This window comes from Litoreibacter arenae DSM 19593, from assembly GCF_000442275.2.
GTDB lineage: Bacteria > Pseudomonadota > Alphaproteobacteria > Rhodobacterales > Rhodobacteraceae > Litoreibacter > Litoreibacter arenae.
On sequence record NZ_KE557306.1, the window covers coordinates 840,959 to 854,475 of the forward strand.

Consider the following 13,517-nt stretch of genomic DNA (forward strand, 5'->3'; position numbering starts at 1 on the left):
TGAAGGCTCAAGTCTCGTTGCGACAGATTCCTCTATCTCAGTTTTATCATTTCTTCTGTGAAAGCTTCCGTTGGGGTGCGCCATCCCAGGCACTTTCTGGGTGTGCCGTTCAGGCGCTCGCAAATCGCCTTTATATAGCGATTTGAGAGCGTCGCGAGCTGAGTGTTGCGGGGCAAGTATCGGCGCGCCCGCTTGTTCAGGTTCTCGACCGATCCCTTCTGCCAGGGGGCTTGCGGGTCACAGAACCAGGCTTCGGTGCCGATCCCCGGCTTCAGCTTGCGCCAGTTCCGGAACTCGATCCCCCTGTCGAAGGTGATTGAGCGGCGCGCGGGCAGGGGCAGCGGTACCATGACGTCCATCAGCCGGTTCATCAGATGCGTCGTGCTGCGGTCGTTGTTGCGGAACAAGACGGCAAAACGGGTCTTTCGCTCGACCAGCGAGGCGACGTTCGCATTGCCTTGAGCGCGCTCGAAGATCATCAAATCACCCTCCCAGTCACCGAATGTCTCGCGCGTCTTCACGTGTTCCGGGCGTTCATGGATCGACCGGTCCGGCGGAAATACAAGGCCCCGCGACCGTCTGGCGTAACGCGGTTTGCGTTTCTTGCGACGGCTGGGCAGATACCGCGCCAGCGCTTCGGATTGACCTTCGCGACTGTAGACATGGGCATAGATCGTTTCATGGCTGACGCGGATAGCGTGGCCTTCGAACCCAAGACGTCCGGCAATCTGCTCGGGAGACCAACCTTCTTTGAGGCGGTCGATTACCGCTTCACGCAACCCATCGGGCCGTATCAATTTCCGGCGCCGCGCGCGACGATCCGAAGCTGACTTCTGGGCAGTCACCCCATAGTAGCCATTCAGATACGGCAGCTCTTCGTCTGTGAAAGAGTTGCGCTTGATCTCGCGGTAGACGGTTGAGCGATGCCTGCCGATCTCGATTGCAATCTTGGCGACAGGCATCTTCGCGTTCAGCATATCCTCAATTGCGCGTCTCTCACGCAAATCCAGCTCCATATGGGTCATCTCCATTCTCCTTGCTTTCCAGCAAGATAGGGGATTTGTCGCAACCCAGTTTAGAATGTGCCCCTACAAAGGCGGCTAGTTCTAATAATCAGTATTATGTAAATCAAAACTTTCTAGAAATATGGAGCAACTTAAGTAAATGGCACATGTCTTTGTTTTAAAACGAAACTAATCAGCCTAACGCGTAGCCCGCGCCACGCACTGTACGCAGCGGATCCGAGCCGCCTGTGGAGCATAGCACTTTGCGAAGCCGTCCGACATGGACGTCGACAGTGCGTGTGTCGATGTAGATATCACGGCCCCAAACGCGATCGAGAAGTTGTTCGCGTGACCAGACCCGTCCGGGGCGTTCCATGAACGTGGCCAGCAGCCGGAATTCGGTCGGACCGAGTTTGAGTTGTGTGCTCCCTCTAAAGACCCGATGCTCCTGCACATCGAGAACCACATCTCCGAACTCAAGCCTTTGACCGACCGCTGAAGGTCGCGAGCGGCGCAGTTGTGTGCGGATACGCGCCAGAAGCTCAGCGACTGAATATGGTTTCACGACGTAATCATCGGCACCGATCTCGAGTCCGCGGACGCGGTCGACTTCCTCGGATCGTGCCGACAGCATGATTACCGGCGTCTCGCGGCTCTCGATCTTGGCCTTGATCTGGCGGCAAATCTCGATACCGGAGACTTTCGGCAGCATCCAGTCCAGCACCACCACATCGGGCGCATGTTCCTGCACCATCAGCAGCGCTTCGTCGCCATTTTCGGCTGTTTCAACCACATAGCCTTCGGCGCGAATGTTGTAGGCCAGAACCTCCCGCTGTGCGGGGTCGTCTTCCACAACAAGAACAATTGGTTGGAGGGACATCTTAAACCTTGCTCACGGAGATGTCGTAGGAGGTCCGGTCCTGCTTCAAGCGGTCGTCTTCAGGCAGTTCACCATCAACGAGATAGATGACCTGCTCGCAGATCGAGGTGACGTGGTCACCCATGCGTTCGACGTTTTTTGCTATGAAATGCAAGTGCATACAGGCCGTGATGTTGCGCGGGTCTTCCATCATATGGGTCAGGAACTCGCGGAACAGCGCATTGTACATCTGATCTACGTCAGCGTCGCGTTGGCGTACGTCTTCGGCCAATTCCACGTCGCGCTGGATATAGGCGTCTAGCGCGTCTTTGAGCATGACGTTTACCAGCTGCGTCATACGTCGCAACGCGCCGCCGCTACCGCTGATTGCGGGCATCTCCGACAGCACGGACGTTCGTTTGCCGAGGTTTTTAGCGTAGTCACCCATGCGTTCCAGGTTACCCGATATTTTCAGCACAGACAGCACGGTGCGAAGATCTCCGGCAGTTGGCGAGCGCACCGCGATGACGCGGGCAACCTCGGAGGCGATTTGCTCTTCCAGCGCGTCTATCAGCTTGTCATTGGCGCGGACCTGATCCGCCAACTCGGTGTCGCGCATCTCCAGCGCGCGCGCAGCATCAGAAATGGCCGTTTCCACCATGCCACCCATCCGCATAATCAGTGACTGAACGCGATCAAGGTCGCGGTCATAGGCGGAGGCGATATGTTCCTGGTCCATCATATTCCCTACTCCCTACCCGATCCGTCCGGTGATGTAACTCTCGGTCCGGCTGTCTTCGGGGTTCGTGAAAATCTTGTTCGTATCGCCATATTCCACAACATGGCCCAAGTGAAAGAACGCCGTCTTCTGGCTGACCCGCGCGGCCTGTTGCATCGAATGGGTTACGATGACCACAGTGTAGTTCTGCCGGAGGTCGTCGATCAATTCCTCAACCTGCGCCGTCGCGATGGGATCAAGGGCCGAACATGGCTCGTCCATCAGCAACACCTCGGGCGCTGTGGCGATGGCGCGGCCGATGCACAGGCGCTGCTGTTGACCGCCTGACAGGCCGGTGCCGGGCTGGTGCAGACGGTCCTTCACCTCATCCCAGATCGCGGCGCGGCGCAGGGATTGCTCAACGATTTCATCCAGTTCCGCTTTGCTCTTCGCCAAGCCGTGGATCGTCGGACCATAGGCCACATTGTCATAGATTGACTTCGGGAACGGGTTCGGCTTCTGAAACACCATGCCGACACGGGCGCGCAGCTGCACGGGGTCGACGGACTTGGCGTAGATGTCTTGCCCCTCCAGCAGGATGTCCCCGGTCACGCGGCAGATATCAATCGTGTCGTTCATCCGGTTGATGCAGCGCAGGAAGGTGGATTTGCCACAACCCGAAGGCCCGATGAAAGCAGTCACGGCCTTGTTTTCGATCTCAATGTCGACGTTCTTGATCGCATGGGTATCGCCGTAGAACACGTCCACGCCCTTGGCGCTGATCTTGATATCTTTGGACATGGTCCGCTCCGTCAAAAGGGTCTGGGTTGTATCGAGCATGTCTACCACCGTCTTTCAAATCGTTTGCGCAGGATCACGGCGATGGCGTTCATCACCACGAGGAAGAACAGCAGCACGCAGATCGCTGCGGATGTGCGGGCCTCGAACGCGCGTTCGGGGAAGTCGGACCAGCGGAACACCTGCACCGGCAGAACCGACGCGCTATCGGTGATGGAGCCGGGGATATCCACGATGAACGCCACCATGCCGATCATGATCAGCGGCGCGGTTTCGCCCAAGGCTTGCGCCATGCCGATAATCGTGCCGGTCAGGATGCCGGGCATGGCGAGCGGCAGCACATGATGGAACGTGCATTGCAACGGTGACGCGCCAAGGCCCACGGCGGCATCGCGGATTGATGGCGGCACCGCACGGATCGCGGCCCGTGCGGCGATGATGATCGTGGGCAGCGTCATCAGCGCCAGCACAATGCCGCCCGCCAAGGGTGCGGAGCGCGGCACGCCGAAGACGCCAAGGAACACTGACAAGCCCAAGAGGCCGAACACGATGGACGGCACGGCGGCGAGGTTGTTGATATTGACCTCCACGAAATCCGTCAGCTTGTTTTTCGGTGCGAATTCCTCAAGGTAGATCGCCGCCAGAACGCCCGTGGGGAAGGCCAGCAGGAAGGTGACAAGCATCGTCCAGAACGATCCTGCGACCGCCCCCCAGATGCCCGCCAGTTCCGGCTCGCGGCTGTCGCCTGCGGTGAAGAAGCGGGTGTTGAACACCACATCCACCCTGCCCTGCGCCTTGAGCTGCTCGATCCAGATGATCTGGTTATCGGAAACTTTACGCGACGCTTCCGGCAGGTCGGTGGTGTGAAGACCCCACGCGTTCGTTGCCTCCACCGCGCGCTCCATCGGTACGACGGCCTCGGCCAGACCACCGTTCGGTGTGATGCGGGTCATCTTGAGCCAGCCTCCCGCCACGCTTATCAGCACCGAACGGTTGTTTTCGTCCAGCACCTCGTCACCGCCTTCTGCGGCGGCACGGGTCTCCAGATCGTCCGCCTGTGCCAATAGCGCATCACGGGCGGCGGCGCGGGCCTCGGCCAGCCTTTCGTTCTTCTCCCGCTCCTCGGCGGTGTCTGCCACTTCGGCGCGTCGCCTGAATTCCACTACGCCATTGTCCTGCAACCGCGCCTGACCGCGCAGCTTGGCGGCCTCGGCGACCAAGCCCTCCTTCACGCGATCCAGCGCTTTGGAAAAGTCATCGGCGGTCGAGGACACAAGGTAGGTGTCCCCATTTCGGGAAAGCGTCAGATTGCCTGTGACCGGCTTCGATACCAGCTCCCCGAACGCACCTTTCAGATACAGATCGGTCACATCGGAGGCGAGGAACGGGTAGTCGATGGTCTGGCCCACCAGCGACGGGTCGGCGGCCACCTTGTCGGCCAACTCGAACGCGGCACCGGACGAGGTCAGGTCATACAGCTCGCGCCGTGTCGTGCGGCCCTTGGCGTTGGGGAACTGTTCTTTCAGCATATCCTTGGTCAGCCCCGAGAAATCAGCGCGGCGGATGATCTTGGGATTGCCCGTGCCGTCAGGGTCGATTTTGGATGCCTCCAGAGTGATCGGCAGCGTCAGGTAGGTTTCGGTTAATGCACCCCCTGCCTTGGTGAACACAGAGCCCAGAAGCGCAATCAACGCCGCCGCCGCCAGTGACAGCGCGATGATGCCGTAAGCCTTCAGCCGCGTCTCGGCGGCGCGGCGCTTGCGAACGCGCTTGGTCGAGGCGGCATCCCCGTGGCGCCCGCTGAGTGTCGTCATATCAACCATTGTAGCCAGCCCCTAGTCATACAGTTCGCGGTATTTGCGCACCACGCGTTGCGCCGCGATGTTCATCAGCAAGGTCACGCAGAACAGCGTGAAACCCAAGGTGAAAGCGGGGCCAGCGGCGGTGGAGGCTTCGGTGTCGCCGGTAATCAGCATGACGATTTGCACGGTCACGGTCGTCACGGCCTCCAGCGGGTTGGCGGTCAGGTTCGCCCCCTGTCCTGCGGCCATCACTACGATCATCGTCTCGCCCACCGCGCGGGACACGCCCAGCAGCACGGCGGAGACAATGCCGGGCAAGGCGGCGGGCAGCACGACCTGACGGATGGTTTCCGCCTTGGTCGCCCCCAACCCGTAGGAGCCGTCGCGCAAGCTCTGCGGCACGGCGTTGATGACGTCATCGCTGAGCGAGGAGATAAAGGGAATAATCATGATCCCCATGACGATGCCCGCCGCCAATGCGCTCTCGGACGCGATGGTCAGCCCGATCGCCTCGCCGGAGTTGCGGATGGACGGCGCCAGCGTGATTGCGGCGAAGAAGCCGTAGACGACGGTGGGAATACCGGCCAGCAGCTCCAGCATCGGCTTGGCCCACGCACGGACACGGGGGCTGGCGAAATCGGACAGGTAAACTGCGGATAACAACCCCACCGGAACGGCGACCAGCATGGCGATGACGGTAATCATCAACGTGCCTGCAAACAGCGGCACGGCACCGACCTTTTCGGGGTCCAGCTTACCCGCCTGCACACCGGACAGCGGCGACCATGTGGTGCCGAACAGGAACTTGTGGATCTGCCAGTCAATGTTGTTGAAGAAGTTTATCGTCTCGAAAATCAGAGACAGGACGATGCCCACAGTGGTCAGCACCGCGATGGCGGCGGTCAGCATCAGGATGCGGCGGATGATGGTCTCCGACCGGTTGCGCGCGCGCCAGTCTGGCGCGATGCTGCGCAAGGCCCAGATGCCGCCCGCGATGGCAAACAGCATGGACAGGGCGATGGTGCCCCATTTCAGCCATGCGTCCTTGCTTGCCACCTGCGCGGCGATGCCTTCGCGCAGCGGGTCGGTCTTGGAGGCAATGCCGCCGGATGCGAGCGCACGCGCGTCGGACAGGACCAGTTCGGCCTCGATGGCGGACAGGTTCTGGTCGGCGTTCAGGATCGCGGCCATCAGGTCGCGCTCCAGCCATGCGGCCCAAAGCGAACCGACGACCACCAGCATCGCGATGCCGCAAATCGCGGAGATCAGCATGGCCAGCGTGCCGTGGAAATTCGGGCGTGAATGCAGCAGGCGCACGTCCCCGCGCACCACAGCCACCGCCCGGCTGCGCCCGACGACGAAAAACACCAGCGCCAGCGCGAGGATCGCAAAGAAGGTCAGTGTCAGCATCCGTTCCCCCGAAGGACTGGTGCAGGGGCAGCGAGATGCCGCCCCTGCACCGCGTTTTCGTCTAGTTCCACTCGTTGCCCGTCATCGCAGTCAGCGATTTGACATTGCCCGAGACGGTCCCGAACGCGTCTTCCGGCAGCGGGATCAGGCCCTTGTCGACCAAGTAGCCCTCTTCACCGGCAGCCGCGTCGGACATAAACTCGTCCGCAAACTCGTGCAGGCCGGGGATCACGCCCACATGCGCGTTCTTGATGTAGAAGTAGAGCGAGCGGGACACCGGATAGGCGCCATCTGCGATGTTGTCGAAGCTAGGCTCGACCCCGTCGACGCTGGAGCCTTGCAGCACGTCCGAGTTCTGGTCGAGGAACGAGAAGCCGAACACGCCGATCGCGTTGGGGTTGGCTTCCAGCTTGGAGACGATCAGATTGTCGTTCTCGCCTGCTTCGATAAAGGCGCCGTCCTCGCGGATGGTGATGCCTTCACACGCAATGCCCGCGCCGTCGCAGCCTTCATGCATGACAAGTTCCTCGAACGCGTCGCGGGTGCCGGAGGATGGGGGCGGGCCAAGCACCTCGATCTTGATGGCGGGAAGTGACGGGTCGACGTCGGACCACATTTCAGGCAGCGGGCCTTGGGCGGCAAGTGCCGTGACCAGTTGTTCGCGGGTGACGTTCAGGACGGGGCCGCCCTTGGCGTTGGCGATGACGATGCCGTCATAGCCGATGATGGCCTCGGTCACTTCTGTCACACCATTGTCGGCGCAAAGCTTGAATTCCTTCGCCTTCATGCGGCGCGATGCGTTGGTGATGTCGGGATGCTCGGTGCCGACGCCTGCGCAAAACAGCTTCAGCCCGCCGCCGGAGCCGGTGGCTTCGACCACGGGCGTCTGGAAATCAGTCGAGCGGCCGAATTGTTCGGCAACGGCCGTGGAAAACGGGAATACGGTGGACGAGCCGACAATGCGGATCTGGTCGCGTGCATCTGCGGCAGTGGCAGCAGCGGCGAGGATTGCGGCAGAGGCCACGGTTTTGACGAACGACATAAGGTCACTCCTTTGGTGTCATGTGCGCGCCCCCACCCCCTTGGTGGCAGCGCATGACCGGCGGTCTAGAGACGCCGTGCTGACCTTTTGTGAAGGTTTCGTAACGGTTTCATGACAACCGAAGGTGCAGCCCGAATTTTATTCAGACCTCATCAGGAAAGATAATTGAGAAGCAGCTTCCAACACCTTGTTCTGAGGCGATTTTCAAGCGTCCGCGGTGCCGGTTGACGATATGTTTCACAATCGCCAGTCCCAGTCCGGTGCCACCCATGTCGCGCGACCGGTGGTCGTCCACGCGGTAAAACCGCTCCGTCAGGCGGGGAATGTGAAGCGGGTCGATTCCCTCGCCCTCGTCGCGGATGTCGACTTGAATGGCCGCTTGGCGCAGAGTTGGGTCACGCTCCAGCCGCCGTATTGCGATATGGATCACCTTGCCAGCGCCACCATACTTGATCGCGTTCTCCAGCAGGTTCAGAAACAGCTGGATAAGCTGGTCGCGGTCGCCCCGAATGAGCGCTCTGGCGTCCAGATCAGGGGCCGAGACGGTGACACCGGCGTCTGACAGCTTACCTTCCAACGTGGCGATGACCGAACGCAGGACGCTCGACAGATCCACCTGATCGCGCGGACGGATGCGCTCGTCCACCTCGACGCGGGACAGTGACAGCAGGTCGGTGACCATGCGGCTCATCCGCTGGGCTTCGTGCTCCATGATCTCCAGAAACCGCTCTTGCGCGTCGGGGTCGTCGCGGGCGGGACCGCGCAGCGTTTCGATGAACCCCATGAGACTAGTCAGCGGCGTGCGCAGCTCGTGGCTTATATTGGCGACGAAATCCCGCCGCATGGCCTCGCTGTCTTCATGCTGCGAACGGTCCTCGAAACTGAGCAACGCACGGTGGTCCGGCAAAGGATGCGCGCGCAGGGTGAAGATGTGCGCCCCTGACTGGCCGGACAGCACGAACCGCGCGCTGGATTGTTGGCCTTCAGTCAGGCACCGCTCCACCGCATCCAGCGCGGCCGCCTGCCGGAGCACGCCAACCCCGTTCTCACCGGTCACATTCCGCCCGAACAGATCGGTTGAGGCGCTGTTGGCGAGGGTGATGCGATGGTCGGAATTGAGAATCAGAACCGGTAGCGGCACGGCCTCTAGAACTGCTTCAACCGTCATCGCCCCCGCCCCCTAGATCACTAGTCGCGCACGGTGCCGTTGCCGGTGACGATGTACTTGAAACTGGTCAACTGCTCCGCCCCGACCGGCCCGCGCGCATGCATCTTGCCCGTCGCGATGCCGATCTCCGCGCCCATGCCGAACTCGCCCCCGTCCGCAAACTGGGTCGAGGCGTTGTGCATCAGGATCGCGCTATCAAGGCGGGACAGGAACAGGTCCGCGGTCGCCTGATCCTCGGTCATGATACAATCGGTGTGGCTGGAGCCGTATTGCCGGATATGGTCCATCGCCTCCTCCACGTTGGCAACGGTCTTGGCGGCGATTTCCATGTCGAGGAATTCACGCCCCCAATGTTCATCCGTTGCGGGCGTCGTGCCGTCGATGCCGGCCAGCTTCATATCCGCATCCACGGTCACGCCCTTGTCCATAAGCGCGCGGATCACCCCCTGCCCGATCGTGTCGGCGACGTCCTCATGGATCAGCAGACATTCCGCCGCGCCGCAAATGCCGGTGCGCCGGGTCTTGGCGTTCAGGACCACGTTGAGGGTTTTGACCGGGTCGGCATCCTTGTCGATATAAATATGCACGATGCCTTCGAGATGGGCGAAAACCGGCACGCGGGCCTCGCGCTGCACCAGACCCACCAGCCCCTTGCCGCCGCGCGGCACGATCACGTCGATATGGTCGGTCATTTTCAGCATTTCCGACACCGCCGCGCGGTCGCGGGTGGGCACCAGTTGAATGGCGTCCTCTGGCAGCTTCGCGTCGCGCAAGCCCTTAACCAGACAGGCATGAATGGCGCGCGACGAGTTGAACCCCTCCGAGCCGCCCCGCAAAATCACCGCGTTGCCTGCCTTGAGGCACAGCGCGCCCGCATCGGCGGTCACATTCGGGCGGCTTTCATAGATCACCCCGATCACGCCCAATGGCGTGCGCACCCGCTTGATATGCAGGCCCGACGCCATGTCCCATTCCGCGATCACCTCGCCCACCGGGTCGATCTGGTCGGCCACCGTGCGCAGCCCGTCCTTCATGGCGCGGATGAGGTCCTCGTCCAGCATCAGGCGGTCCATCATTGCGGGCGACAGGCCCTTCTCGCGGCCGTATTCCATGTCCAGCTTGTTGGCCTCAATGATCTTGGCACGGTTCTCCCAAACCGCCTCCGACGCGCTGATGAGCGCCGCGTGTTTGCGCTCCGCGCTGGTGAAAGACAGCTCGGCTGCGGCGGCGCGGGCTTTGCGGCCGATTTCAGCCATCAGGGCGGGGATGTTCTGGTCGTCGGTCATGTCATCGGCTTTCGTGAGTTACAGCACCATGTCGTCGCGGTGCACAAGGGCGGCGCGGCCGGGGTAGCCAAGGATATCTTCGATCTCGGAGGATTGGTGGCCCTTTAGAAGCTCCGCCTCCTCCGCCGTGTAGCGGGACAGGCCGACACCGATCGCAGCCCCGTCAGAGCGCAGCAAGGACACAGGATCGCCACGCTCGAATTGGCCGGTAATGCGCGTCACACCTGCGGGCAGCAGGGATTTGCCCCGCCCGAGGGCTGCGACCGCACCATCGTCCAGTTGCAACGCCCCTTGCGGCTTCATCGCGGAGATCCAGCGCTTGCGGGCCTGTTGCGGGTCCATGTCGGAGATGAACCAGCTGGCATTCGCGCCGTTCTCCAGCGCCTGCAACGGGGCCGCGACGGAGCCTTCGGTGATCACCAGCGCGGCACCACCCGCCATCGCGGTCTTGGCGGCCATCACCTTGGTTTTCATCCCGCCTTTGGACAGGCCGGAGCCCGCATCGCCTGCCATAGCCTCGATCTCAGGGGTGATCTCGTTGATGACCTCCAGCCGTATTGCGGTGGGGTCCGTGTTCGGATTGGCGGTGTAGAGCCCGTCCACATCGGACAGCAACACCAGCAGATCGGCACCCACGGTCACCGCCACCTGCGCGGCAAGACGGTCATTGTCGCCATAGCGGATTTCATCGGTGGCGACGGTGTCGTTCTCGTTGACGATGGGCACGACGCCCATGCTCAAGAGCTGTTCCATTGTGGCGCGGGAATTGAGGTAGCGGCGGCGGTCGCGGCTGTCCTCAAGGGTGACAAGCACCTGCGCCGTGGTGATGTCGTGAGGTGCGAGCGCATCCTCGTAGGCGCGGGCCAGCCGGATCTGGCCGACGGCGGCTGCGGCCTGCGACTGTTCCAGCGGCAACGGGCCGGACCCCAGCCCCAGCACCGTGCGCCCAAGCGCGATAGAGCCGGACGACACCAGAACCACATCCTGCGAACGTTGCTTCAGACGCAGCACGTCGCGGGCCAGCGCGCGCAGCCAGTCCTCGCGCAACGCGCCGGTCTGACGGTCCACCAACAGCGCCGAGCCGATCTTGACGACGACCCTGCGGGCATCCTGAACCGATCTTACGGACGCCACGGCTCAGGCTCCTCGCTTGCTTTGACAAGGCGCAGGCGATCCTCCTGAATTTCGGCACGCACCGCGCGCAGCACTTCCGTCAGCCCCTCGCGGGACACGCCGGACATCAGCAGAACCTCGCAGCCGCAGGCGGCCTCAAGCTCTGCCTTTTTCTCCGCGCGCTCGTCATCATCCAGCGCGTCGATCTTGTTGAGCGCCGTGACGCGCGGCTTATTCGCCAGCTCGCCGCCATAAGCTTCGAGTTCCTGAATGACCGTCTCGTAATCTTCCGCTACCGTGTCGGAACTGCCGTCGATCAGGTGCAGCAGGACCGAGCAACGCTCCACATGGCCAAGGAAGCGGTCACCGATGCCCTTTCCTTCCGACGCGCCGGCGATCAGGCCGGGAATGTCGGCCATGACGAATTCGGCGTTGTCCACGCCGACCACGCCAAGATTAGGATGCAGTGTGGTAAACGGATAGTCGGCGATCTTGGGGCGGGCGTTGGAAGATGCCGCCAGAAAGGTGGATTTGCCCGCATTGGGCAGGCCCAGAAGCCCCGCATCGGCGATCAGCTTCAGACGCAGCCATAGCGTCCGCTCCACCCCCGGCTGGCCCGGATTGGCGCGGCGCGGTGCCTGGTTGGTGGCTGATTTGAAGTGCAGGTTGCCCCAGCCGCCATTGCCGCCCTTGGCCAGCACGACGCGCTGGCCCACTTCGGTGAGGTCGGCGATTACCGTCTCTTCGTCCTCGTCAAGGATTTCGGTGCCGACAGGCACCCGTAAGATGATGTCATCGCCGCTCTTGCCGGTGCGCTGCTGGCCCATGCCGCCTTGCCCCGATTTCGCAAAGAAGTGCTGCTGGTAGCGGAAGTCGATCAGCGTGTTCAGCCCGTCGACAGCCTCGGCGATCACGTCGCCGCCCTTGCCGCCGTCACCGCCGTCAGGGCCGCCAAATTCGATATATTTCTCGCGGCGGAAGCTGATGCTGCCGCTGCCGCCGCTGCCGGAGCGGACATATACCTTGGTCAGGTCGAGGAATTTCATCGTCTTTGGCCTTTTCTAGCGCGGTCATGTTGCCTTACCGCACCCGACCGCTGCGCTCAATCCAGCTTCTTGATATAGGTCCATGTCGGCACGGTCGTGTCCCGAGCCACCGAATAGCTTTCCGCGTCGCCGATATACTCGAAGCCCGCGTTTGTCAGCACCCGCGCCGAGGCCGGATTGTCCTGAAACACCGACCCGAACAGCGTGCGGCAGGCTTGAGGGTTTGCCGCCACCAAGGCCCCGACCGCCTTGGAGGCAAAGCCGTTGTTCCACAGCTGCGGCGCGACCCAATACCCGATTTCCGACTGCTCGCGGTCCATGCGGGTCAATCTGATAAGGCCAAGAACTTGCGAGCGGTCCTCCGACGGGTCGATCACCCAGACATCTTCGGTGCGGTCTTCCGCGAGGCACCGCTCGACGAAATTCTCGGTCGTGCCGGGGGGCAATGGATGCGGAATGGCCGAGGTGCCCTTGGCGATCCGCGCGTCACCCGCATAAAGGCCGATCTGGCCGCCATCCTCCCGACGTACAGGTCGCAACACAAAACCGTCCGCCTCGATAACCGGCTGGGTGTAGGTGCCTACAAAACTCATCATTTGCCTCCCGCAAATAGAACAAACAGAACGCTGGCAACGGTGAGCGCCGCCAAGGTCCACATCAAATATCTTTCCGCCGGAGTCCCGGCGACGCTGCGCGCGATGCGCTCCCCTGCATATGTCCAAATCGGGTGCAAAATAAGTTGCACACCTAGCAAAATCATGGCGATCACCGCCGTTGCCTCAAGACTAGGCGTCCCGGGCGCGGTGAACGCGGTAAATCCGGCGGTAATCATCGCCCACGCTTTGGGGTTCAGCGGATGGACGATCAGACCGGCGGCAAAACCGGGCGCCTTGGCCTCTATATTGGTATCCAGCCGCAGATTTGCCACCCTCCACGCCAGCCAAATAATATACGCGGCGGATATCCACTTAAGCGTCACGAACACCCAAGGGGCGCTTTCGGCCAGTTGCATCAGGCCAAACCCCACGGGCCAGATTACCAGTTGCTTGCCAAGGGCCACACCTGCCACGAAGGGCAGCGCCGTGCGCAGGCCATAGCGCGCACCCGTTGCCAGCAGGGCCATGTTTGCCGGCCCCGGCGTGCCGACCTGCGAGGCGGCGAATATGGCGAATGATGCAGCGGCGACGCTCATGAGCGGCCCTAACGTATCAAAAGAAAAAGGGACCGGCTTTTCAACCGATCCCTCAAATTTTTCAAACCTTGTGGGTCTC

13 protein-coding genes are annotated in these 13,517 nt (G+C 61.8%); all 13 read right to left on the minus strand.

Going from position 1 to position 13,517, the window contains the following annotated elements; translation table 11 throughout:
- Positions 1–32 precede the first annotated feature (32 nt).
- A complete protein-coding gene (locus THALAR_RS04245) occupies positions 33–1,031 on the minus strand; it encodes an IS30 family transposase (RefSeq protein ID WP_169788514.1) in 999 nt (332 codons plus the stop codon).
- 166 nt (positions 1,032–1,197) lie between these two features.
- Positions 1,198–1,884, minus strand: a complete 687-nt coding sequence (phoB, locus tag THALAR_RS04250; RefSeq protein ID WP_021100256.1) for a phosphate regulon transcriptional regulator PhoB — start codon at positions 1,882–1,884, stop codon at positions 1,198–1,200.
- A 1-nt stretch (position 1,885) separates the two neighbouring features.
- The gene (gene phoU, locus THALAR_RS04255; RefSeq protein WP_021100257.1) at positions 1,886–2,605 is read right to left on the minus strand and encodes a phosphate signaling complex protein PhoU; all 720 of its coding nucleotides are present in this window, start codon (positions 2,603–2,605) and stop codon (positions 1,886–1,888) included.
- 12 nt (positions 2,606–2,617) lie between these two features.
- A complete protein-coding gene (pstB, locus tag THALAR_RS04260) occupies positions 2,618–3,382 on the minus strand; it encodes a phosphate ABC transporter ATP-binding protein PstB (protein WP_245622345.1) in 765 nt (254 codons plus the stop codon).
- A 41-nt stretch (positions 3,383–3,423) separates the two neighbouring features.
- A complete protein-coding gene (gene pstA, locus THALAR_RS18025) occupies positions 3,424–5,193 on the minus strand; it encodes a phosphate ABC transporter permease PstA (RefSeq protein ID WP_211264783.1) in 1,770 nt (589 codons plus the stop codon).
- A 21-nt stretch (positions 5,194–5,214) separates the two neighbouring features.
- Positions 5,215–6,591, minus strand: a complete 1,377-nt coding sequence (gene pstC / locus THALAR_RS04270; RefSeq protein WP_021100260.1) for a phosphate ABC transporter permease subunit PstC — start codon at positions 6,589–6,591, stop codon at positions 5,215–5,217.
- A 61-nt stretch (positions 6,592–6,652) separates the two neighbouring features.
- A complete protein-coding gene (locus THALAR_RS04275) occupies positions 6,653–7,633 on the minus strand; it encodes a PstS family phosphate ABC transporter substrate-binding protein (RefSeq protein WP_021100261.1) in 981 nt (326 codons plus the stop codon).
- Positions 7,634–7,775: 142 nt separating this feature from the next.
- The gene (locus THALAR_RS04280) at positions 7,776–8,801 is read right to left on the minus strand and encodes an ATP-binding protein (protein WP_021100262.1); all 1,026 of its coding nucleotides are present in this window, start codon (positions 8,799–8,801) and stop codon (positions 7,776–7,778) included.
- 20 nt (positions 8,802–8,821) lie between these two features.
- A complete protein-coding gene (locus THALAR_RS04285) occupies positions 8,822–10,087 on the minus strand; it encodes a glutamate-5-semialdehyde dehydrogenase (RefSeq protein ID WP_021100263.1) in 1,266 nt (421 codons plus the stop codon).
- An 18-nt stretch (positions 10,088–10,105) separates the two neighbouring features.
- Positions 10,106–11,221 carry a glutamate 5-kinase gene (gene proB / locus THALAR_RS04290; protein WP_021100264.1) on the minus strand — a complete coding sequence of 372 codons (1,116 nt, stop codon included), beginning with the start codon at positions 11,219–11,221 and terminating at the stop codon, positions 10,106–10,108.
- On the minus strand, positions 11,209–12,246 hold the full coding sequence (gene obgE / locus THALAR_RS04295) for a GTPase ObgE (protein ID WP_021100265.1): 1,038 nt from the start codon (positions 12,244–12,246) through the stop codon (positions 11,209–11,211). Before obgE ends, proB begins: the two co-directional genes overlap by 13 nt.
- Before the next feature lie 56 nt (positions 12,247–12,302).
- Positions 12,303–12,839 (minus strand): GNAT family N-acetyltransferase, encoded by a 537-nt coding sequence (locus THALAR_RS04300; RefSeq protein ID WP_021100266.1) that lies wholly within the window; start codon positions 12,837–12,839, stop codon positions 12,303–12,305.
- The gene (locus THALAR_RS04305) at positions 12,839–13,438 is read right to left on the minus strand and encodes a LysE family translocator (protein WP_021100267.1); all 600 of its coding nucleotides are present in this window, start codon (positions 13,436–13,438) and stop codon (positions 12,839–12,841) included. The genes THALAR_RS04300 and THALAR_RS04305 overlap by 1 nt, the downstream gene beginning before the upstream one ends.
- Between the last annotated feature and the right edge of the window lie 79 nt (positions 13,439–13,517).

Coding starts and splice junctions, on each gene's coding strand:
- THALAR_RS04245 (WP_169788514.1), bottom strand. CDS start 1,031: ATGGAGATGACCCATATGGAGCTGGATTTGCGTGAGAGACGCGCAATT.
- phoB (WP_021100256.1), bottom strand. CDS start 1,884: ATGTCCCTCCAACCAATTGTTCTTGTTGTGGAAGACGACCCCGCACAG.
- phoU (WP_021100257.1), bottom strand. CDS start 2,605: ATGATGGACCAGGAACATATCGCCTCCGCCTATGACCGCGACCTTGAT.
- pstB (WP_245622345.1), bottom strand. CDS start 3,382: ATGTCCAAAGATATCAAGATCAGCGCCAAGGGCGTGGACGTGTTCTAC.
- pstA (WP_211264783.1), bottom strand. CDS start 5,193: ATGACGACACTCAGCGGGCGCCACGGGGATGCCGCCTCGACCAAGCGC.
- pstC (WP_021100260.1), bottom strand. CDS start 6,591: ATGCTGACACTGACCTTCTTTGCGATCCTCGCGCTGGCGCTGGTGTTT.
- THALAR_RS04275 (WP_021100261.1), bottom strand. CDS start 7,633: ATGTCGTTCGTCAAAACCGTGGCCTCTGCCGCAATCCTCGCCGCTGCT.
- THALAR_RS04280 (WP_021100262.1), bottom strand. CDS start 8,801: ATGACGGTTGAAGCAGTTCTAGAGGCCGTGCCGCTACCGGTTCTGATT.
- THALAR_RS04285 (WP_021100263.1), bottom strand. CDS start 10,087: ATGACCGACGACCAGAACATCCCCGCCCTGATGGCTGAAATCGGCCGC.
- obgE (WP_021100265.1), bottom strand. CDS start 12,246: ATGAAATTCCTCGACCTGACCAAGGTATATGTCCGCTCCGGCAGCGGC.
- THALAR_RS04300 (WP_021100266.1), bottom strand. CDS start 12,839: ATGAGTTTTGTAGGCACCTACACCCAGCCGGTTATCGAGGCGGACGGT.
- THALAR_RS04305 (WP_021100267.1), bottom strand. CDS start 13,438: ATGAGCGTCGCCGCTGCATCATTCGCCATATTCGCCGCCTCGCAGGTC.